This window comes from Ruegeria meonggei, from assembly GCF_042768335.1.
GTDB lineage: Bacteria > Pseudomonadota > Alphaproteobacteria > Rhodobacterales > Rhodobacteraceae > Ruegeria > Ruegeria meonggei.
Genome location: NZ_JAXHBT010000001.1, coordinates 3,850,994 through 3,871,921, shown reverse-complemented (window position 1 = coordinate 3,871,921; position 20,928 = coordinate 3,850,994). Strand labels below are relative to the sequence as shown.

Below are 20,928 nucleotides of genomic sequence, written 5' to 3'. Positions count from 1 at the left end.
GCGCTTACACTGGCAGCCCCACGACAAAGCGTGCGCCCAGTGGATCCGATGTGATGTCCGCTTCGGTCGGGCGGATGTTCTCGGCCCAGATTACGCCGCCATGGGCTTCGACGATCTGTTTGGAAATGGCCAGCCCGAGACCCGAATTGTTGCCGAAATGCTCGGCCGGCCGTTCGGAATAGAATTGCGTGAACACCTTGGTCAACGCCTGTTCGGGGATGCCGGGGCCGGTGTCTTCGACCACGATCAGAACCCGGTTTTCCCGGCGGCGCACCCAGACACGGATCGCATCGCTTTCCTCGCAGAAGGAAATCGCATTGGTGATCAGGTTGACGAAAACCTGCGCAAGACGGGCCTCGAGCCCGTTCACGACGATGCTTTTGGATGGCAGATCGGTAATATAGTCAATCCCCTTGGTCCGGGCCTCTTCGCCCAGATATTCACCAAGATTGCCCAGCAATTTCAGCAGATCAAAGGGCTGTTCTTCTTCCTTGACCAGTTCCGCGTCCAGACGGGACGCGTTCGAGATATCGCTGACCAGACGGTCCAGTCGCCGCACATCATGCTCGATCACACCCAAAAGCTTGTTCCGCTGATCATCGCGCTTGACCATACGCAAGGTGCCAACGGCGGATTGCAGGCTGGCCAGCGGGTTCTTGATCTCATGGGCCACATCAGCGGCAAACTGTTCGTTGGCGTCGATGCGATTGTAGAGCGCGGTTACCATCCCGCGCAAAGCGCGGCTGAGACGCCCGATTTCATCCGGACGCGCGCTGAGGTCGGGGATACGTATCCGGCCCGGATTGACACCCGCGCCCCGATCCTTGCCCATTTCGGCGGCGGCGGCCAGATCAGCCAAGGGGTTCGCGATGGTCGAGGCCAGAACAAGGCTCAGGCCGATCGACACCAACAGGGCTACGACGAACATTTGCAGGATCCGCTCTTGTTCTTGCCGCGCCAGAGCATCGATTTGGCCCGCAGGCCCGGCCATCGCCACGGCACCCACGGGAAGATCCGCCTGCAGAATTGGTGCGGCGGCCACGATAACAGTCTGGCCGACATCATCCTTAACGGCCTGAACCTGCATCTGACCCATCAGAGCCTTCGGAATAATCTCTTGCACACGTTGCGCAAGGGTTGGGGCCTCATCCGGGGCAGTTCGAGTAAAGATCCTAGACAAACCCGTCCAGACCGCGTTCAGCGCATCGCTGATCAATGTACTGCCGGTCTGAACCTCGGCCTTGGATCTGAGTAATACTGGCATCTGTGCTGAAGCAGGTGCGCCCCGCGTCCAGCCAATAAGCGTCCCGCCTGCGTCATAGACAAAAACCTCGCCCCCGACAGGAAGGCTGAGGCCTGCAAGCGTGTCTTTGACGTCCAGAACCGAAGCATCCTGAGGCGGGCCGGACGCGTTTTGACGCAGCTGTGCCTCGAACACGTTGCTGACAAGTTGCGCGTCGCCGATCAGGTTGCGCGCGGTCTGCTGCACCTGCTCTTCCCGGGAAGAGTCGAGATACAACAACCCGGTAACAAGGATAACCAAAGCAATCAGGTTGAAGGTTATGATCTTTCGGGCAAGGGGCGATCCACGCAAGGAAAACAGATTGCGACGGCGGCGCGATGCACGCAGCTCGGCAGAATCAAAATCCTGCGGGATGACCCAATCATCCCCCAGAACGACATCACCGTCCCGCAATTCGCTGGCTTGTTCCGTATCGCGCACGAGACCCGGTTACCTCTTTAAAGCGGCCACGCTTATTCTTCGTTGTACCTGTATCCGATACCATACAACGTTTCGATAGCCGAAAACTCATGATCTGCGGCGCGCATCTTTTTGCGCAAACGCTTGATATGGCTATCGATGGTCCGGTCGTCCACATAGACTTGGTCGTCATATGCGACGTCCATCAGTTGATCCCGGCTTTTGACAAAACCCGGACGCTGCGCCAGGGCCTGCAGCAACAGAAACTCGGTCACAGTCAAAGAGACATCCGACCCTTTCCAGCTGACTGCGTGGCGCAGTGGATCCATCCGCAGCTCGCCCCGCTCCATCACTTTGGTGTCGCCGGTTGTGGCGTTGGTCACGTCACCCGTGGTTGCCTCTTGCCGGCGCAGAAGCGCGCGAATGCGTTCAACCAGCAAACGTTGCGAGAAAGGCTTTTTAACATAGTCATCCGCGCCCATCCGCAGCCCCAGAACTTCGTCAATCTCATCGTCCTTGGACGTTAGAAAGATCACTGGCATCTGGGTTTTTTGTCGCAACCGTTGAAGCAGGTCCATGCCATCCATCCGAGGCATCTTTATATCCAGAACGGCCATGTCGGGCAGCTTCTTGTTGAAAGCGTCCAGTGCCGCCTGACCATCGTTATACGTTTCAACCTCGAAGCCTTCAGCTTCGAGCGTCATGGACACGGACGTCAGAATGTTTCTGTCGTCATCCACCAGTGCAATCTTTGACATCGGGTTCACCCCTATTCCTGCTCACCTGCGCAATAATGCGCTTTTTTGTAAGTCATTGTTGGCGTTTTTGATGCGCCGAATCAATCCGTAACTGCGAATCATGCCTTTCTTGCGGCAGCTATGCGGCAAAAATGCCTTGCCGCCCGCAAATTACTGCCCGGATTTCCGACAGGAAATTCGTGATGGCGCTAAACCTGGACTTGGTTGCGCTAACTGCGCCAAACCGTCCTGTTCATGCCCCAAATGACCATGGTAAGACCCGCCCAGCCGCCGGGTTTTTCCCGGCATACTGCCCCAAGAGCGCACGCGACCCAACCACCGCAGCGCCGCCACAGGAGAAGACACACATGACATCTGGACGGGTTAACCCGCAATTCCGCCTCGAGGATCAGGGCATCGAGGGTCTGGGCAATGTCTATTACAACTTCATGGAACCGGCGCTGATCGAAGAAGCCCTCAAGCGGGGTGAAGGCACACTTGGCAATGGCGGAGCCTTTCTGGTCACCACCGGCAAGTTCACCGGCCGGTCCCCCAAGGACAAGCACGTCGTCAAGACCGACAGCGTCAAAGACAGCATCTGGTGGGAAAACAACGCCGCGATGACCTCTGAAGGGTTCGATGCCCTTTATGACGACATGCTGGCGCATATGAAGGGCCGCGACTATTTCGTGCAGGACCTGGTTGGCGGGGCCGACCCGGCTTATTCGATCAACGTGCGCATGGTTACCGAACTGGCCTGGCACAACCTGTTCATCCGCCACCTGCTGCGCCGCCCGGACCGCGAAGACCTGGACGAGTTCACATCAGATTTCACCGTCATCAACTGCCCCAGCTTTCAGGCCGACCCGGCCAAGCACGGTTGCCGCAGCGAGACCGTGATTGCGATGAACTTTGATCGCAAGCTGATCCTGATTGGCGGCACCGAATACGCGGGTGAGAACAAGAAATCCGTCTTCACCCTTTTGAACTACATGTTGCCGGAAAAAGGCGTGATGCCGATGCATTGCTCGGCCAACCACGCGGTTGGCAATCCGGTCGACACCGCAGTGTTCTTTGGCCTGTCCGGCACCGGCAAGACCACATTGTCCGCCGACCCTGCCCGCACGTTGATCGGTGATGATGAACATGGCTGGTCGGATCGCGGCACCTTCAACTTTGAGGGCGGTTGTTACGCCAAGACAATCAACCTGAACGCCGAGGCCGAGCCGGAAATCTACGCGACCACCACCAAATTCGGCACGGTAATCGAAAACATGGTGTTCGATCCCGAAACCAAAGAGCTGGATTTCGACGATGACTCGCTGACGGCCAACATGCGCTGCGCTTATCCGCTTGAGTATATCTCGAACGCGTCCAAAAGCGCGTTGGGTGGGCATCCCAAGAATATCATCATGCTGACCTGTGATGCCTTTGGTGTACTGCCTCCGATCGCGCGGCTGACGCCGGCGCAGGCGATGTACCACTTCCTGTCGGGCTTTACCTCGAAAGTAGCCGGGACCGAGCGTGGTGTGACCGAACCGCAACCGACCTTCTCAACCTGCTTTGGTGCGCCGTTCATGCCGCGCCGTCCCGAAGAATACGGCAACCTGCTGCGTGACAAGATCGCCCAGCACGGTGCGACCTGCTGGCTGGTCAACACCGGCTGGACCGGCGGCGCCTATGGCGTTGGAAGCCGGATGCCGATCCGGGCCACCCGCGCCCTGCTGACCGCCGCCCTGGAAGGTTCGCTGCGCGATGCCGAATTCCGCAAGGATGCCAATTTTGGCTTTGACGTGCCTGTGTCAGTACCCGGAGTGGCCGAAGTGTTGCTGGACCCGCGACGCACTTGGGATGATCAGGCAGCGTTCGACAAACAGGCCGAGAAACTGGTGCAGATGTTCGCCGAAAACTTTGAACAGTATCTGCCGTTCATCGACGAAGACATCAAAGCCGTCGCCATTGGCTGACAAAATTACGGGGGGGGCGCATGCCCCCCCAGTTTTTGGGACACATGCTTAAAAGCAATCTTCTTTAAGTTGTATTGTGATGTAAGCGCATACAAATTCGTTGCCCGAACGCCCTGCGTGAGGTATTTCATGACGTCATAAGGAAAATAGGTCCGGCGCATTTCTGCACCGAACCGAAAGAAAAAGACCTAGGGGCAGCTCGAGCAGACCTTCACATCAGCAAATTGAGCAACCTAATCAGATAACTAGTGTATTCCAAAGGGGATAAGTGTCAAGTTGAGATATGCTAAAAACACTCAAACCAGCATGTCACTAATTGTCGCGCAAAGGCGGCACACGGCACGAAAAACGATGGGTAGAATATGACCGAAGTCTCAAAACTGACCGAACTGCGCAAATTGATGCAGAGCATGGAGCGGACACTTGGGCTGGAGCAACTCTCTCCGGTTGAACGCGACATCTATTATGCAGCCGAGGAATTGTCCAAAGCGGACCAGGAAGTGCGCACATTTGGCTTGATCGAACACACCCTTGTCCAAAGCGTTTCGCGTCCGACATTTTTCCGGGCACTTAAATCGCTGGTGCAAAAGGGTTACCTGTCGCAAAGCGGCATGGCCAATCGGGGACGGTATATCGTACATGCCCCCAGATGACGCCCCTAACCTGCGCTGTGGTTGCTGAAACCCGTGCGCAGGTGGGCCTCTGACACGTTCTATGCCTCTTTGGCCTATGTGGTTGCATCGTTCCTCACGTTCGAGGTTCTGATGCCGCTACAGAACGTGTTCTTTCCTGAATACCCCAGCAGGGCAAGCCTGCTGTTTCTGCCACACGGCGTGCGGGTTTTGTCGGCCTGGCTGCTAGGATGGCGGTCGATCTTTGCGTTGTTGCCAGGAGTTTTCCTGGTATTTGCATTTCTCGGTGGTGCCGACGTCTTCCTGCCAAGCCGATTGTTGGCCATCGCGATTGCCGTCACAACCGTTCCCGCTGTGTTTTACCTGTTCAAATGGGTTGGCTGGGATTTGTTTCCACGGGCAGACCGAAATCCCTGCTGGTCCTGTGTCATGGGGGTGGGGATCATCACCTCATTCCTTGTGTCCGGTCTGACCAACATGGCGTTTGGCAGTGCTCGCGCGGAATATGTCGCTTTTCTGATAGGCGACATCTCGGGCCTGTTTTTCCTTATGCTCGGATTGTATTTCACACTTCGCCTAATAGACAGCCGGAGCTAGCCAAACACCGCACGTCGCAGCAAATTCACCCCCGCGGCCAGCAGCACAAGCAGCGTTACCTTTCGAAACAGCACCTGATCGATGCGAGGCTGCAGTTGCATACCAATCCACATTCCAGCCAGCGCGGGCGCGATCAAAACGGCCGATAACGGCGCAGTCTCAGCCCGCAAAACACCCGATCCCAGATGCGCCAGCAGCAGCGCAACCGCACCCAGCCCATAAATCACCCCCTGAACGCGCATTTGCTCGGCCTTGGGTGTGTTTAACGCCGTCAAATAGGCAACGGTCGGCGGCCCCCAGACACCTGACATGCCACCCACAAACCCGGCGATCGCACCAATTCCGACCTCAATACGTACCGAGGGTTTGTTAAGGGTCAGGCGGACACCCAGGATTTGAATCAACGCAAAGAATGTGACCGGAGCGCCGATCATCAACAAAAAGGTACGAGCTGGCACAAGGCTGACGAGCTGAGCCCCCGCCAGAAGGAATACCAACCCAACAAGCAGGAAGATGCGAAACTTGCGGATCGACGACACAGCCGCTGACACACCTTCGCGCAACGCCTGAACGCCATTGGTAACCAGCGTAGGCAGGATCAATCCGGCGAGGGCCACGTCAGGCGGTAGAAACATACTCAGCCCGGACACCAGAACCATAGGCATGGCAAACCCCACCATGCCCTTAACCCATCCGGCCAAAACAGCGACAGCCAAAGCCAGCAACAAGTCCTGTGGTGTCAACATCGGGAAAAACGTCATGACCACCTGATATCACTCCTGACGGGCGCTGCACTGCAAAATTTGCAAAGCAATTTTCGAACTTTTTCGCAACGTAATTCGTATTTTTGTTGCGCTGCACGTGCAGCATGATATGACCAGACGACCCAAGGAGAGACCTGATTCATGGCCCATGACGGACAGGATATGACCCAGATGAACACATCCGCGATTTTGCCCGAGCTGCTGACTCTGACACGCGCAGCCGTGCCTGCCGTTGAAACAGTGTTCGAACGCGCGCGCGAGTCGGTTCGGGCTCTGGTCTCGGCGGATGGCCGGGTGTCCGGTGCGCTGATCGAAGCCAACCAAACGGCGGCTCATGGCCTGGCCTGGCTTGCGACGTACAATCAGTCACTGCAACAAATGCAACGCTGGGCTGAAACCTTGGAGGCAGACGGAAAGTTCGGTGAGATCGAACAGTTGCTGCTCCAGATCGCCTTTGGTGAATACCTGCATCAGGTCGCGGGCGGCATCCCGATGAACCAGGGTGAGGTTCTGCGCCTTCAGGATATGGGATTGGGCTGGGACGCCCTGTCCGGTTTTCAATGCGCAGAAGTGCAGAAACTAATGGCGCAGGCCAACTCTCAGGCCGCCCGTACGCGTCTTGTTCAGCTGATGGAAGATCAGGCCGGTGCTACAATGTTTGGCGCTTCCGGTCTGGACGAAGAACTTGAGATGATCCGCGACCAGTTCCGCCGCTATGCGCAGGAAAAAGTCGAACCCAACGCCCACGATTGGCACCTCAAAGACGAGCTGATCCCGATGGAAATCATTGAGGAACTGGCCGAAATGGGTGTTTTCGGTCTGACCATCCCCGAAGAGTTCGGCGGATTTGGCCTGTCCAAAGCCTCTATGTGTGTGGTCTCGGAAGAGCTGTCGCGCGGCTATATCGGCGTTGGCTCATTGGGTACTCGGTCCGAGATTGCGGCCGAGCTGATCATCGCAGGCGGCACAGACGAGCAAAAAGCCAATTGGCTGCCTAAAATCGCCAGCGCCGAGATTTTGCCGACCGCCGTATTCACTGAACCCAACACAGGTTCGGACCTTGGCAGTCTGCGCGCCCGCGCCGTCAAGGATGAGAATGGCGATTACCAGATCACCGGCAATAAAACCTGGATCACCCACGCGGCGCGGACCCATGTGATGACGCTGCTAGCCCGCACCAACCCCGACAGTACCGATCACCGCGGCCTGTCGATGTTCCTGGCGGAAAAAACACCAGGAACGGACGAGAACCCCTTCCCCACCCCCGGCATGACTGGCGGTGAGATTGAAGTGCTGGGTTACCGCGGCATGAAGGAATACGAGCTGGGCTTTGATGGCTTCAAAGTCAAGGGTGAGAACCTTTTGGGTGGCGAAGAAGGCAAGGGTTTTAAACAGCTCATGGAAACCTTCAAATCCGCCCGCATCCAGACCGCGGCCCGCGCCATCGGTGTGGCCCAAAGCGCGCTGGACATCGCCATGCAATATGCGCAGGACCGCAAACAGTTCGGCAAGTCGCTGATCAACTTCCCCCGCGTGTCCGGCAAGCTGGCGATGATGGCGGTCGAGATTATGATCGCACGACAACTGACCTATTTCTCGGCTTGGGAAAAAGACAACGGTCATCGCTGCGATCTTGAGGCCGGGATGGCCAAGCTGCTGGGTGCCCGCGTGGCCTGGGCTGCTGCCGATAACGGCCTGCAAATCCACGGCGGCAACGGCTTTGCACTGGAATACAAGATCAGTCGCATTCTATGCGACGCACGCATTCTAAATATTTTTGAGGGAGCCGCCGAAATTCAGGCACAGGTCATCGCACGACGTTTGCTCGGGTGACCCTTTTCGGCACTCCTGTTTCCCCAACTGACCCGGCCTTTGTGCCGGGTCTTTTTCTTTCACAGGTGGTTTCAGGATCCCCTGTACAAGCCGAAACCGATTTACTCAAACAGCACGGGATCAGTCCTGACCCGCCAGCACCAAATCTTCCCCCTTTGATTTCCGCCAGAACCCCGATACAGCAACCATCGGAACGCCCACAGCCCGGAATTGCTGAACACGACATGACCCGATTGATATTTGCACTATGGGCGAGTTTCGCTGCAATCGCTTTGGCTGGCTGCGCGACCACGCAACCGACTGCCAGCCAGAACGACATCACCAATCTGGCACAGGCGATCCAAAACCTCGGGCCAAATGTCGACCCGGTCGAGGCGCGGCAGGCCGCTACTATCGCTTACACCTACTCGCAGCAGCTGGCGTTGGATTGGGACGTCACCGATCCCGCCATCATCCACAACGCCAAGATCATCAACGGGTTCCGTGAAAAGGGACTGTGCAACGACTGGGCCCAGGCGATGACCGGGCGCTTGCGGCAGGAAAATTTCCGTACGCTGGACATGCATTGGGCCACATCTCCGCCGACACCATTCCGTATCATCCACCACTCGGCTTTGATCAGTGCCAAGGAAGATTCGATGTATGACGAACTCATCCTCGACCCCTGGCGCAACAGCGGCACCCTGTTCTGGGCACCGGTCCGCGAGGACACGCGATACAACTGGCGTCCCCGTTCGGAAGTGCGCGAGCAACTGCTCAGCGGTGCGCTGCCCTATTGAGAGCACAGCAACCCGTTCCTTTGACACACGCCATAGGCTAAGACCCCTTATGATCCGCTTGATACTGATGCTGCCCCTGATGGCCCTCTTCCAGTGCGACCGGGATGAAACCGTTGCCGCCTACGGCGCTGCAGATCAAACATGGGTGCTGCAGGAAATTGATGGACGCCCGTTCGAGGCCAGCGCCCTGCTGCGCTTTCCTGAAGAAGGCAAGATCACCGGCAACGCCCCCTGCAACAGCTATAACGGCACCCTCAGCGCGCCCTACCCGTGGTTCGAAGTGCAGGACCTGATTTCCACCCGCGCCGCCTGCGCCGGGCTCGAGGATGAAGGGTTCTATTTTGCCGTCTTGATGGCGATGACCCAGTCCGAAGTCTCAGGAGACGTACTGATCCTGCGCAATGAGGACGGGCACGAGATGATGTTCAAAGCCGCCGAATGACCTGATCCACAAATCGCGCCCGTGCCTCGGGCAGCGGGGTATGGCCCAGAGACGGGGCCAAACGGTGTTCCAGAAAATAGCCGGTGGTCTGCAGGCCGTCTGCAATCTCGGTATCCGGCGCAGCGCCTTCGCCACGCAGGCAGGGCGGCAGAGGCAACAGTTTGTCCGCCCATTCACCTGCGCCTTGGGCGCTGACTGCCCGACCGGTTTTGGGTGAAACATAGATCAGCCCGTCCGTCGCACCGGTCACGGCACAGGCCGATAGATCAAGGCCAAAGCCCAACTCCTCGAGCAGTGCCAGTTCCCAGCGCAGATAGGCCAGCGGCCAGATCTCATCCTGCCCCAGCAGGTCCATCAACTGTTCGGTCTGCTTATAGATCGCCGGATGTGGTTCCCTCTCGGGCAGGCAAAAGGACAAAAGCGCCACGCTGGCGTTCAACCCGGCCAGCGCCAGCCGCCCCGAAAACGCTGCCGCTGCGCGCGACCTGAGAGGTTCGACCTGAAAGCTACCGAGATGTTCCTCAAGCCGCGCCCGCCAAAGCACGTCCAGCTGTGCGCCGGGCTGCAGGATCGGCGCAATCTTGCGGCTGGTTCCACCGCGTACAACTCCGGCATGTCGCCCGTGGCCTTCGGTGAAGACTTCGATGATCGCCGATGTCTCGCCATGGCGGCGAGAAGTCAGAAGGATGCCGTGATCGCGCCAGTCCAAGTGCGGGTCCTGTTCGTGATTGCGTCAGTATGAGGGCACAAGACCGTGATGAGCCGAATTCTGCAAGCGTTAAGGATGTTAGGTTTCAAGAGCTATACTAAAGGACAAGTTCAATGGTGTGGACTAAAGGATGCTCTGCGGACATAGCACCAATTCGCTGCGTTTGCTCGAGTGTCGGCAATTTGGCCATGCTTGGGATGGAACCACATCTTCAGCGGGGCCTCCGAATTTTGCCGGTCATTCGCAAGCCATCACGAATGTTCAGTCCCATCATCGTGAGGTTGGCCGCCCCGGCGATTAGTTCAATCACCTGAATCGTATAAAATGTGCTGTCGAATTCGCCAGCAGCGGCTTTGCCAGCCAAAAACCAGGCGGCGGGTACGAGGATCAGCAAACCATTCAACGCAATGACAGGCATGCGGGTTTTCTTGGCTTTCGTCAGCGCATCCTTGCGCTTCCGACCCATTGCCATGCCCGATCCGCCAACAATCGCCATTGCCGGTATGAGGATGAACATGCCTTTTAGGATCAAAGCCTTGGAGGTTGCGACTGTTTCATGGCTCGCAAAGAGCTCGCTGGTGACCGTTGATGTCCAGAAGAGGAGGATCATCACAAAGCCGATGCCGCCCGCGATGGCGTGAATCTTTGTTTTCATAGCGGTTCCCTCAAATTGTTTTTTGGAAAGGATTTCGTCAGGCCGTGCAGCAATTCGGCACCGCAACCTTCTCGAACAGGTGGGGTGCGGTCACAGCGCTTGAGGGATAGTGGCTGAGCTGCTGCTGAAACTCGGGGTTTGAAAACGCGGCGCGGAAATCCGCGACAAAGTCCCAGACCGCGTAGTTCATATACATGCTGCCGTCACCAATGGCCTTATGCAGCTGGGTGCTGATGTAACCCGGCTGCATTTTCATCCATTGGGCATCGCTCTTCCAAGCTTCTACCAAGGCGACTTGATCAACGGGATTGACTGTGAAGAGATTGACGAGAACGATGGGTCCGGCGTCGATGCCCAATTGCCGTTCAATGGGAAACTCGGGGTCGAGGGGTTTGAAACTGACCATTGCGGTACTCCTTGAAAGCAACTTCAATTTGGTGTCGTGTTGTCATATCTAAGAAGCATCAAACAAAATGACAATATGTTGTCAAAAAAATGAGGAGCCGATATGACGGACGCGCGAAGGACCGAAGAAGGAGAAGCCGTAACAGCGTTGATACTGGATGTGTTTCGGCTGAACGGTCGATTGCAGCTTGCCGGTGATCGCCTCGTATCAGAACTCGGTCTGACAAGTGCCCGATGGCAGATCCTTGGCGCCATTGCTTATTCGGATCGGCCGGAATCCGTTGCCTGGCATGCACGGACGATGGGTGTTCACCGGCAGGGCGTACAACGGATCATCAATGAATTGAGCAAAGAAGGCATAGTGGAGTTTCAGCCGAACCCACACCACAAGCGCGCGCACTTGGTTGTCATGACTCGAAAGGGGCAGGAGGTGTACGAAGCCGCGATTGCGAGGCAAATCCCATGGGTGAATGAACTCTCGGAAGGCCTGTCGCCAGATGATATTGAAACAGCGCAATATGTTGTTGACCGTCTCAAAACACGTCTCGAAGAAGCCTCAACGCGACAAGATTATAGCCCTACTCAAAGCTGACACCAATACAAATTGCCGCATTGGTCATTCTGGGCTCGAAGCAGCCATTAATGGAGTCGCTACTCCAGCCCTTCTTCCCCCAACAAATGCCGCCCCTCCCGATCCTCAACCTCAACGACCCAGAGATCAGGGTCAAAGCTGCGTTGGCGTTGGATCGCCTGATCCACGTCGCCCTCAGGGCCTGAGGACAACTCAACCCATTTGCGATCACCGCTCATTAGATCAAAGCTGCGTTGGAACGCCACCGCCTGGCCGTCCAAAGTGTTCAGTTTGACCAGAACCGCGCCTGCGGTGTCGTCTCCGTGTGCAACCACAAAGGCCGGGATTTCCAGAAACCGCAGCCGCGCGAGATAGGCGTGGACCCAGAAATCTGCCGTCAGGCGCGTCATGCGTTTCCGTCTTTGAAATCCAGCCCCATTTCCGAGTAGCGTTCGGATTCCTCCAGCCAATTGGGCCGGACTTTGACCTGCAGAAACAAGTGGATTTTGCGATCCAGGAATTCTTCCAACTCGGCCCGTGCGGCCTGGCTCACGGCCTTGATCGTCTCACCTTTCTTGCCCAGCACGATGCCCTTGTGGCCGTCGCGCATGACATAGATAATCTGATCGACCTTGGCTGATCCGTCCTTGCGTTCTTCCCAGTTTTCGGTCTCGACCGTCAGCTGATAGGGCAATTCCTGGTGCAGGCGCAGGGTCAGTTTCTCGCGGGTCATTTCGGCGGCGATCATGCGCATCGGCAAGTCCGCGATCTGATCTTCGGGGTACAGCCACGGACCCTCGGGCACTTCACCGGCCAGCCATGTCCGCAGGTCACCAACGCCGTGGCCCTTTTCAGCCGAAATCATGAAGGTCTCAGAGAAGGGATAGCGCGCGTTCAGATCGCTGGTCAGGGCCAGCAGGACCTCGGACTGAACCCGGTCGATCTTATTGATGGCCAACGCGACTTTGCGACCCTGACCAATCTCTTTCAGCCCTTCCAGGATACGCTCGACGCCTTCGGTGATGCCACGATGCGCCTCAACCATCAGAACGACAACGTCGGCATCTGCCGCACCACCCCAGGCCGCAGCGACCATGGCGCGGTCCAGACGGCGACGGGGTTTGAACAGGCCCGGCGTGTCGACAAAGACCAGCTGCGCGTCACCTTCCATCGCCACGCCGCGAATACGGGCACGAGTGGTCTGCACCTTATGCGTCACGATCGAGACCTTGGCCCCGACCATGCGGTTCAGCAGGGTGGATTTGCCAGCGTTGGGCTCTCCGATCAGGGCGATAAATCCGGCGCGTGTAGTCATGGTCAATGCGATCCTGTTTGCAAGTGCGCACCCCTATAGCAGAATGGCGTGGCGGGCCAGAGGGATTTGTCGCATTGCCGCCATGCGCAGAGGGTGGCAGGACTATGACTGCGCCACGCCAAACCCAGCCAGGCGATGATCCTTTACGCGAGGTAGACATGAACCGTCGTGAGTTTCTTTTGAGCAGCGCAACCGCTGCAGGGGCGCTGGGTATAGGGGGCTATGGTGTGGCAGCGAGCCACGTGAAAGAGCTGATCCTGCAGCCTGCCAGTTTTGCGCTGCGCGGCGGCCAGATCACCAATGGCATGGTCAGCCTGTCTCCGGACGCACCTCCGCCGGTGCTGTACGGAAAGCAGGGCAAGGTGATGCGGTTGCCGGTTCGCAATACGCTGCCCGAATACACAGCCATGCACTGGCATGGGCTGCGCATACCCAACGCGATGGACGGAGTGCCCTATCTGACCCAGATGCCAATGGGCGAAAATGAGCTGTTCACCTATGAGTTCACACCGCCGGATGCGGGCACCTACTGGTACCACCCCCATTGCATGACCATGGAACAGATGGCGCATGGCTTGACTGGTGTGATGGTGATTGCCGAACCTGAAAACCCTGGCTTCGATAGCGAACAGGTCATAAACCTGCGCGATTTCCGGCTGAATGACGACGGCAGCTTTTTACCAGCCTTTACCCAACGTGGCGCGGCGCGGTCCGGAACCTTCGGCAATGTCCATACTGTGAATTGGCTGCAAAGCCCAACCTATGACCATGCGGCCGGGGGATTGGTGCGTTTGCGGGTGGTCAATACGGACACAACCCGGACTTACAAGCTGCATCTGTCGGCCTCGGACGCACGGATCATCGCCTGGGACGGTCATCCGATCGAAGGTGAGGTGCCACTGCCCGTCAAAGAAACGCCATTGTTGGTCGGACCCGGGCAGCGCGTCGATATTGCCGTGGCGATGCCCACGGACGAAGGTCAGACCGTCGATCTGATTGTCAAACTGCCGGGGCAACCCCACAGGGCGATGGTACGGCTGCGGGCCATAAGGCAATCGCAGGCTCGGGATCTGCGTGAGTTGCGCCCCCTGCCCGCCAATCCGGTTGCCAAACCCGATTTGGCCAATGCTGAACTGCATGAGTTTGTTTTTGGCTGGACGCCAGAAGGCGGCATTCCGGATAACGGTTTTTGTGGCACGCTCGGGTATAACTTCTGGTCAATAAATCGCAAACCTTGGCCAGGGGATGCGGCGCAGGATGTGGGTCCTTTGGCGATTTTGAAAATGGGCAAGACCTATGTGCTGCGCCTGCGCAACGAATCCCCCAACACACATCCGATCCACCTGCATGGTTTGGCCTTCAAGCCGATCCGCTCGAACCAGCGAAAACTGCCGCCTTTGATGACTGATACCATGCTGCTGCTAAAGGATGAGGTGGTAGAGATCGCGCTGGTTGCGGACAATCCCGGCGACTGGGCCTTTCATTGCCATGTGATCGAGCATCAGAAAACCGGGCTGACAGAGTTTATTCGGGTGATCTAAAGGCTCCTGTTGCCCGATCCTGGCGCAAATCAAGTTCAAGCACATGGTTGGGATAGGCCTGATCCTGGATCCGAAAGCTTGTGGTGCCGATATGTTCGAAACCCTGTGACAGGTAAAAATCAATCGCGGGTGTGTTCTCGGAATTGGTGGTGAGCCAGGTTCTTTCACCACCAAGTTCACGGCAGTGTTGTAGCGCGGTGTTCAGCAGCGCCTTGCCAACGCCTTTGCCCTGGTGTCTCGGCTGAACATAGAGGGTTGAGATTTCCGGGCCACCTACACCGGGCAGCGGAGGCGTTCTATCAGTCGCGACGGCGACATACCCAATCAACCCTGATCCCGCCTCTAGTACGGCTAGAAATTCTGTTGGATCGGCGATGCGCGCCTTGGCGCGTTGGCTGGTGAATTCGTTCAAGGCATAATTAGCAAAGAATGCGCCGATGCCATCACGCTGATAAGTGGCCAGCCAAACCTCAATCGACAGCGCTGCAAGGCTGGAAGCATCAGAAGGGATTGCAGGTCTGATTTTCATATTGTGCTGCCCGTTCAGGCCACAACGATCAGTTTTTCTAGGCAGCGACACATTACCCCAAACGCTCTAACAGGGCCTTGGCGGCTGCTTGTTCTGCCTGCCGCTTTGATCCAGCGGTGGCTTGGGCTTCGGTACCGTCCTGCAGTCGGGCTGCAATGGTGAAAATCGGGGCGTGATCCGGGCCGCTGCGCCTTACTTCGACATAGGAGGGCGGCTTCTGCCCCCGCGCTTGCGCCCATTCCTGCAGCGCGGTTTTTGCGTCGCGTGCGTCGGCCTCAACATTGTGGATGCGGTCGCCCCACAGTGCCAGGATCACATCACCTGCGGCCTCAAATCCGGCATCGCGGTAGATGGCAGCGATCACAGCCTCCATCGCGTCGCCCAACAGGGCCTGCTTTCGACGGCCACCCGACAGCATCTCGGACCGGCCGAGTTTCAGGACCTCACCCAGATCAATCTGGCGAGCAACGTCGGCACAGGCTTCTTTACGAACCAATGCGTTGAAGCGGGGCGCCAACTGCCCTTCTGACGCTTTCTTGTCTGCCTCAAGCAACGCAGTGGCCATAACAAGGCCCAAGACACGATCGCCCAGAAACTCCAGCCGTTGGTTATCAGGTCGCGTTGCTGAGGACACCGAGCCATGGGTCAGTGCGCGCACCAGCAGTTCAGGATCTTTGAATTCATACCCCAAACGCTTCTGGAACGCTTTTATCTCAGCCGATAGCTTCAATTGACCGCCTTAAAGAAGCGATCCCCGCGCCAAGTCCAGAAGAACAGCATCGACCGGCCAGCGGACGAGAACATGATCCGGTCGGCCCGGCCGATCAGGTTTTCATAGGGCACATAACCGACCCCACCCGCAGATTGCGGTACACGGCTGTCGCTGGAATTGTCGCGGTTGTCCCCCATAAAGAAATAATGGCCTTCGGGCACGGTGTAGATGCCGGTATCGTCGGAGCCCTGCTCGCCAATATTCAGCACGTCGTAGGATACGCCGTTGGGCAGGGTTTCGATCAAACGGGACTTTTCGCAAAGACCGCCCAGACCAACTGGTCCATTTTCACAGCGCGGGCGCAGGCGTTGCGGGCCCTGCGGTTCTGACAATTCGGTGAAGACACCATCGGGCTGTTGCGGAACCGGCGTACCGTTTAGGATGACCTGGCCGTTACGGACCTGAATGCGGTCTCCCGGCAGGCCCATGAGCCGTTTGATATAGTCGCGCCCGCTTACTGGATGGCGGAAAACGATGACGTCGCCGCGTGCAGGCTCACCGCCCCAGATCCGGGAATTGTCGTCGCTCTTCATCCAGCCACAAACATCCTCGGCATCGATATTCAGACCAACTCTGGGAATGATCAGGCTGGGGCACGACGCATACGAATAGCCATAAGCCATCTTGTTGACGAATAGGAAATCCCCGATCAGCAGGGTCTCTTTCATCGAACCTGACGGAATCCAAAAAGGCTGAAAGAACAGGGTTCGGAAAATGCCCGCAATCAGCAGTGCGTAGACGATGGTTTTGATCGTCTCCCAGATGCCACTTCCGGTTTTGGCTTCTTCGGCCATTCTGCTCTCCAGTCCTTGCGTTGTTGGGTGCTACATGCGGGTCGGTCAGGGGCAAGTCAAGGCTGTGCAGCACCTTCTTGGCGTGGCCGCGCCTCGATCACCACAAAGGCCTGCGCCCAAGGGTGATCATCGGTCAGGGTGACGTGAATGATCGCCTCGTGCCCGTCTGGCGTCATCGTTGCCAATCGTTCCGCGGCCCAGCCGGTCACCTGCATCACCGGCTGACCGGTATCAAGGTTTGAGACGGCCATATCCCGCCAGGCGATACCCATCCGCAGACCTGTGCCCAATGCCTTGGAACACGCCTCTTTCGCGGCCCATCGTTTGGCATAGGTGCCCGCCGTATCCGCGCGACGTTCCGCTTTGTGCTGTTCGATGTCTGTGAAGACACGGTTGCGAAAGCGATCGCCAAAGCGATCAAGCGTGCCCTGAATGCGATCGATATTCGCAAGGTCTGTGCCGATGCCGAGGATCATTGGTTGCGATTTCCCTGTTTCAAAAAGGCAGCGTACCCACGATTTACTCCGGCAACAAATGCATACCGACAAAAGACAAACGACACGGCGAGGCAAAGTACAAGCTCTAGCCCAATAGACAGCCAAGCCCGGTAGCCAAAATTAGGTGCAACTGCATCCCCAAATACCAACGCAATCGCAAAAACGCAGATCACACAAACTAAGGTGGTCCAGATCATTTTCCGGGCAAGAACCCAGCTTTTGACCGATGGTCCGCATTGCCTTCCCCTTGTTCCCGCTTTGCCTCCATAAAAAAACGCAGCCGTCGCCAGGGCCAACCCCAAAGGCAGCGTTGCGAGGGGCCATGTCACATCAAACCACCATTTGATCAGCGACAAAAACGACAGTCCCGAAAAAAGGAACGCAACAAAGGTCAAACGATCCAGCTTGGCCTCTGCGTTCGTCGCCAATATGGTCTTCATTGGCTTCACCACTGCATCGCCTTGAGGATCATTGTGGTTGTTCTTTACGTTTAACCCGTTGCATGGCCTTCAGTTCGGTTTTCACCGCAAGCGGCACCAGCGCTGCATTCACGATAAACGCTGCAGAAACCAAAATTATATCAATTGCCAGAGTGCGATACAGTAGGGGAGGCGCGTAAAAAGCCATATACGCCTCAACGAGAAGGGACATTTTGAGTTCCGAGGCGCTGCTGTAGAATTGAAGCACCTGCCCGATCAAAAGGAGCGCTGTCCAGTTTACGACGTAAAAGACGAAAGCGCCCAAAACAGCAAACCGCACGATTTCCCGCAGCTTTAATGTGCGGCGCGCCGTGCGGGCAAAACTCTGCGCTGTGATCATAGCTGCCAATACCGCTGAGATGACCGGAATGCCCGGTGGAGTGAGATCATACCTGAACAGAATTTCAATTGTCGCGAACATCAATGTCAGCGAAAACCTGATTAGCAGTAGCCACAGGGCAAAGAGCCAAAGGCTTGGTGTTTTCATAGCATAGTCTCACCTTAGTGCGCTGTTTTGGCAGTGCCGGTATTTGGGTATTTGATCGCACGATTAGAACGTGTCCATAAAACGTTCAGATTTTTTTGGGGTGGCTCCGACAGCGGCAACAACTACGCGACTATCAGGTCGATCGCCTGCTGTTTTTAAGGTACGTGCGCGCCCCTAATGCGACAAACACACGACACATCAAAAAAGCAATAAGCAGAATCACGCAAAAGCCGATAGCCAAAAACAGAATAGGGATGTCACGAAGCGGGGCCGACAACGAAGGCAGCGCGAAAAACAGCAAGGCCGCCCAAACAAGAGAAATCACCATTCCCACGCAAGCCATAATAAGAGCCGCATTCCACATTTCAGACTTGGCTGGCATTTCGTCAAACTGCTGCGCATATCGCTGACCCTCGAATATTGCCCCAGCTATAAACGGTACCATGTGAACAAAGCTGCCAGACAAATCGACATCAAACACGGCGCTAGCCGCAAAAACGAACAACGGGATAGCAATGCTGACCAAAGTGAAAACAAGTGAAAATCTGAGAATGCTCGAACTCATGTCTAACTCTGTTTGTTGATTAGGAGGTTTTTAAAAGCGACCTGGAAAGCTGCCCTGTTTCAGTGGTCTGTCACCTGCGGTAGGCTACCTTTTCACTCACGACAACCGCACCGTCAGGATCTTATAGCTCGCCACTCCAAAGAACCCTGCAAACGCAAAGTCGAACCAGCGGCGGGCGCGGCGGTAGGCGCGGACCATGCGTTCGGATGAGAACAGGAACGCGTAGCCGATGAAGATAAAAAGCGACCCGGCATAAAGCAGGCCGAAATAGCCCAACAACATCGACAAGCTGGCGTCATTTGGGGCCACGATGGCATAGATCGATCCCCAGCTGAGGATCGCCTTGGGGTTGGTCAGGTGAATAGCCGCGCCTTTGGCAAAGATCGCCCTCAGTGAACCGGTGACCGGGTTGCCCAGCGCAACCTCATCCGAGCTCATGGCGCGACGCAGGGCTTTCAGCGCCAGCCAGCCCAGATAGGCCACACCAAAATAGCGGATCACCTCAAACACCCAGACATTGGCCAGCATAATCGCAGACAGTCCCAATGCAGCAGCAACACCCCACATGGCCGACCCCGCGCAGATGCCTAGCGCAAAGGCCAGGCCTGCGGTGCGCCCCTCATTCATGGCGGTTCCGGCGATACCCATGGTCGCAGGGCCGGGAGACCCTCCGGCCATCAGCCAGGCCAACCAGATGGCGACAAACCCTGTGGTGATCACGCCCGCGCCTCATCCATAAGGCGGCGCATCTCAGAAATTGCTGGGGTAAGACCGCGGAAGATGGCTTCGCCAATCAGAAAGTGGCCGATATTTAGTTCACGCACTTCAGGAAAGACCGCCACGGGTTTGACCGTGTCGTAGGTCAGGCCATGGCCCGCGTGCACTTCGAGACCCAGCGAATGAGCAAAAGCGGACATGTCGCGCAGGGCGTCCAATTCACGCGCGGCCTCATCCATATGACCGTCTGCATGCGCGTCGCAATAAGCGCCGGTATGAAGTTCGATCACCTCGGCGCCGATACGGTGGGCGGCCTCAATCTGACGCTGGTCGGCGGCGATAAAGATTGACACGCGACAGCCAGCCTCGCGCAGCGGGGCGATGTAATGGGCCAGCTTGTTTTCTTCACGCGCGACTTCCAGCCCGCCTTCGGTGGTGCGTTCCTCGCGCTTTTCGGGAACGATGCAGACGGCATGCGGCTTGTGGCGCAGTGCGATCTTCTGCATCTCGGGCGTGGCTGCCATTTCAAAGTTCAGCGGCACAGTCAGAGCGTCCATCAGCGCTTCGATATCTTCGTCTACGATATGACGCCGATCTTCACGCAAATGCGCCGTTATACCGTCAGCTCCCGCCTCTTCGGCCAGTTTTGCCGCGCGCATCGGATCCGGGTAAGCCCCGCCCCTGGCATTGCGAATGGTTGCCACGTGGTCGATGTTTACGCCCAGACGCAGTTGATTGTCAGACATCACCCGATTCCTTTCCCGATTTCCGGCCCGAGCCTAGTGGGTTTGTCACAGAAACGGCAGTCTTGGATTCCGCCAAGCGTTTGATTTCTTCGAACTTCGCCTTGATCCGGGCGCGGCGTCGCTGCTGGTACGTGCGGATCAGTGGCAGGCTGAGATAATGACAGATCACCGCGGCAAGAAGACCGGGAAAAATGCTGCCGATAAGATAGGGATAGAACACCTCGTGGTAGAAGATGCCCAACCCGTGCCAATCCGCAACGCGATCGGTAAACAGGGCGACCAAGTTGTCCTTGAGATCATAAATGGCGTTGGCGAAGGTGCGCATCAGCCTATGCGTTTCGCCTTCTTCAAAATCGGTTCCCAACAGGAAATGCCCGGTTTGCAGGCAAACAACCCCGATGGGCACATAGGTCAGCGGATTGCCAAAAAACGTGCCGCTGAGCGCCGCCAGAATATTGCCATTGATCAGCCGCGCGCACAGGGCAGCAACCACAAAATGCAGCCCATAAAACGGGGTAAATGCCGCAAACACCCCTGCCCCGATCCCGCGCGCAATGCGTTCCGGTGAATCCGGCAGGCGGCGAACACGGTGTTTGACGTAATGAAAGGCCCGGGTCCATCCGCCACGGGGGTAGACGAATTCCGAAGCAATCTGGACAGGCGAGCGTCGATCTCGGCGCTTAAATACCACTC

General features: G+C 56.9%; 26 protein-coding genes. 8 read left to right on the top strand and 18 right to left on the bottom strand.

Annotated elements, in window-relative coordinates:
* Positions 1-4: 4 nt before the first annotated feature.
* Both SJY13_RS19330 and SJY13_RS19325 read right to left on the bottom strand, forming a co-directional pair.
* Complete coding sequence (locus SJY13_RS19330; RefSeq protein WP_377193243.1) at positions 5-1,723, bottom strand: sensor histidine kinase; 1,719 nt, start codon at positions 1,721-1,723, stop codon at positions 5-7.
* A gap of 32 nt (positions 1,724-1,755) precedes the next feature.
* Entirely contained in the window at positions 1,756-2,460 is a 705-nt protein-coding gene (locus tag SJY13_RS19325) for a response regulator transcription factor (protein ID WP_085824480.1), read from the bottom strand.
* Positions 2,461-2,807: 347 nt separating this feature from the next.
* On the opposite strand from SJY13_RS19325, the gene SJY13_RS19320 reads away from it, so the two are divergent.
* From SJY13_RS19320 to SJY13_RS19310, 3 genes are all read left to right on the top strand, one after another.
* Entirely contained in the window at positions 2,808-4,406 is a 1,599-nt protein-coding gene (locus SJY13_RS19320; protein WP_377193241.1) for a phosphoenolpyruvate carboxykinase, read from the top strand.
* A gap of 362 nt (positions 4,407-4,768) precedes the next feature.
* A complete protein-coding gene (locus tag SJY13_RS19315) occupies positions 4,769-5,059 on the top strand; it encodes a hypothetical protein (protein WP_377193239.1) in 291 nt (96 codons plus the stop codon).
* A 21-nt stretch (positions 5,060-5,080) separates the two neighbouring features.
* A complete protein-coding gene (locus SJY13_RS19310) occupies positions 5,081-5,635 on the top strand; it encodes a hypothetical protein (protein ID WP_377193237.1) in 555 nt (184 codons plus the stop codon).
* Here the strand turns inward: SJY13_RS19310 and SJY13_RS19305 are convergent.
* Positions 5,632-6,396 carry a sulfite exporter TauE/SafE family protein gene (locus SJY13_RS19305; protein WP_377193235.1) on the bottom strand — a complete coding sequence of 255 codons (765 nt, stop codon included), beginning with the start codon at positions 6,394-6,396 and terminating at the stop codon, positions 5,632-5,634. The two genes, SJY13_RS19310 and SJY13_RS19305, sit on opposite strands and share 4 nt — an antisense overlap.
* 144 nt (positions 6,397-6,540) lie before the next feature.
* On the opposite strand from SJY13_RS19305, the gene SJY13_RS19300 reads away from it, so the two are divergent.
* The 3 genes from SJY13_RS19300 to SJY13_RS19290 all read left to right on the top strand — a co-directional run bounded on the left by SJY13_RS19300 (position 6,541) and on the right by SJY13_RS19290 (position 9,453).
* On the top strand, positions 6,541-8,232 hold the full coding sequence (locus SJY13_RS19300) for an acyl-CoA dehydrogenase family protein (RefSeq protein WP_377193233.1): 1,692 nt from the start codon (positions 6,541-6,543) through the stop codon (positions 8,230-8,232).
* Between the two features lie 224 nt (positions 8,233-8,456).
* Positions 8,457-9,011 carry a hypothetical protein gene (locus SJY13_RS19295; protein WP_377193231.1) on the top strand — a complete coding sequence of 185 codons (555 nt, stop codon included), beginning with the start codon at positions 8,457-8,459 and terminating at the stop codon, positions 9,009-9,011.
* 49 nt (positions 9,012-9,060) lie between these two features.
* Positions 9,061-9,453: an META domain-containing protein gene (locus SJY13_RS19290; protein WP_377193229.1), complete on the top strand. Its 393-nt coding sequence runs from the start codon at positions 9,061-9,063 to the stop codon at positions 9,451-9,453.
* On the opposite strand, the gene recO is transcribed toward SJY13_RS19290, so the two are convergent.
* The 3 genes from recO to SJY13_RS19275 all read right to left on the bottom strand — a co-directional run bounded on the left by recO (position 9,437) and on the right by SJY13_RS19275 (position 11,223).
* Positions 9,437-10,162 (bottom strand): DNA repair protein RecO, encoded by a 726-nt coding sequence (gene recO, locus SJY13_RS19285; RefSeq protein ID WP_377193227.1) that lies wholly within the window; start codon positions 10,160-10,162, stop codon positions 9,437-9,439. The two genes, SJY13_RS19290 and recO, sit on opposite strands and share 17 nt — an antisense overlap.
* A gap of 211 nt (positions 10,163-10,373) precedes the next feature.
* A complete protein-coding gene (locus SJY13_RS19280; RefSeq protein WP_377193225.1) occupies positions 10,374-10,817 on the bottom strand; it encodes a hypothetical protein in 444 nt (147 codons plus the stop codon).
* A 37-nt stretch (positions 10,818-10,854) separates the two neighbouring features.
* Complete coding sequence (locus tag SJY13_RS19275; protein WP_377193223.1) at positions 10,855-11,223, bottom strand: antibiotic biosynthesis monooxygenase family protein; 369 nt, start codon at positions 11,221-11,223, stop codon at positions 10,855-10,857.
* A 102-nt stretch (positions 11,224-11,325) separates the two neighbouring features.
* Between SJY13_RS19275 and SJY13_RS19270 the strand changes: the two genes are divergently transcribed.
* Positions 11,326-11,814: a MarR family winged helix-turn-helix transcriptional regulator gene (locus SJY13_RS19270; protein WP_377193221.1), complete on the top strand. Its 489-nt coding sequence runs from the start codon at positions 11,326-11,328 to the stop codon at positions 11,812-11,814.
* Between the two features lie 59 nt (positions 11,815-11,873).
* On the opposite strand, the gene SJY13_RS19265 is transcribed toward SJY13_RS19270, so the two are convergent.
* Positions 11,874-12,203 carry a DUF1491 family protein gene (locus SJY13_RS19265; protein WP_377193219.1) on the bottom strand — a complete coding sequence of 110 codons (330 nt, stop codon included), beginning with the start codon at positions 12,201-12,203 and terminating at the stop codon, positions 11,874-11,876.
* On the bottom strand, positions 12,200-13,108 hold the full coding sequence (gene era / locus SJY13_RS19260; protein WP_377193217.1) for a GTPase Era: 909 nt from the start codon (positions 13,106-13,108) through the stop codon (positions 12,200-12,202). Before era ends, SJY13_RS19265 begins: the two co-directional genes overlap by 4 nt.
* Positions 13,109-13,212: 104 nt before the next feature.
* Between era and SJY13_RS19255 the strand changes: the two genes are divergently transcribed.
* Complete coding sequence (locus tag SJY13_RS19255) at positions 13,213-14,649, top strand: multicopper oxidase family protein (RefSeq protein WP_377193215.1); 1,437 nt, start codon at positions 13,213-13,215, stop codon at positions 14,647-14,649.
* Here SJY13_RS19255 and SJY13_RS19250 read toward each other — a convergent pair.
* The 10 genes from SJY13_RS19250 to SJY13_RS19205 form a co-directional block, all read right to left on the bottom strand.
* Positions 14,633-15,178 carry a GNAT family N-acetyltransferase gene (locus SJY13_RS19250; protein WP_377193213.1) on the bottom strand — a complete coding sequence of 182 codons (546 nt, stop codon included), beginning with the start codon at positions 15,176-15,178 and terminating at the stop codon, positions 14,633-14,635. The genes SJY13_RS19255 and SJY13_RS19250 overlap by 17 nt on opposite strands.
* 52 nt (positions 15,179-15,230) lie before the next feature.
* On the bottom strand, positions 15,231-15,908 hold the full coding sequence (gene rnc, locus SJY13_RS19245) for a ribonuclease III (RefSeq protein ID WP_377193211.1): 678 nt from the start codon (positions 15,906-15,908) through the stop codon (positions 15,231-15,233).
* Positions 15,905-16,744, bottom strand: a complete 840-nt coding sequence (gene lepB, locus SJY13_RS19240) for a signal peptidase I (protein ID WP_377193209.1) — start codon at positions 16,742-16,744, stop codon at positions 15,905-15,907. Before lepB ends, rnc begins: the two co-directional genes overlap by 4 nt.
* Positions 16,745-16,800: 56 nt before the next feature.
* The gene (acpS, locus tag SJY13_RS19235) at positions 16,801-17,220 is read right to left on the bottom strand and encodes a holo-ACP synthase (RefSeq protein WP_085824462.1); all 420 of its coding nucleotides are present in this window, start codon (positions 17,218-17,220) and stop codon (positions 16,801-16,803) included.
* On the bottom strand, positions 17,217-17,636 hold the full coding sequence (locus SJY13_RS19230) for a hypothetical protein (protein WP_377193207.1): 420 nt from the start codon (positions 17,634-17,636) through the stop codon (positions 17,217-17,219). Before SJY13_RS19230 ends, acpS begins: the two co-directional genes overlap by 4 nt.
* 73 nt (positions 17,637-17,709) lie before the next feature.
* Positions 17,710-18,207, bottom strand: a complete 498-nt coding sequence (locus SJY13_RS19225; RefSeq protein WP_377193205.1) for an ABZJ_00895 family protein — start codon at positions 18,205-18,207, stop codon at positions 17,710-17,712.
* 133 nt (positions 18,208-18,340) lie between these two features.
* Positions 18,341-18,772, bottom strand: coding sequence for an ABZJ_00895 family protein (locus tag SJY13_RS19220; protein WP_377193203.1), 432 nt, complete (start codon positions 18,770-18,772; stop codon positions 18,341-18,343).
* Positions 18,773-18,868: 96 nt separating this feature from the next.
* A complete protein-coding gene (locus SJY13_RS19215; protein ID WP_085824458.1) occupies positions 18,869-19,492 on the bottom strand; it encodes a LysE family translocator in 624 nt (207 codons plus the stop codon).
* A complete protein-coding gene (locus tag SJY13_RS19210) occupies positions 19,489-20,235 on the bottom strand; it encodes a pyridoxine 5'-phosphate synthase (RefSeq protein ID WP_085824457.1) in 747 nt (248 codons plus the stop codon). Before SJY13_RS19210 ends, SJY13_RS19215 begins: the two co-directional genes overlap by 4 nt.
* The gene (locus SJY13_RS19205; RefSeq protein WP_377193201.1) at positions 20,228-20,926 is read right to left on the bottom strand and encodes a DUF2062 domain-containing protein; all 699 of its coding nucleotides are present in this window, start codon (positions 20,924-20,926) and stop codon (positions 20,228-20,230) included. The genes SJY13_RS19210 and SJY13_RS19205 overlap by 8 nt, the downstream gene beginning before the upstream one ends.
* Between the last annotated feature and the right edge of the window lie 2 nt (positions 20,927-20,928).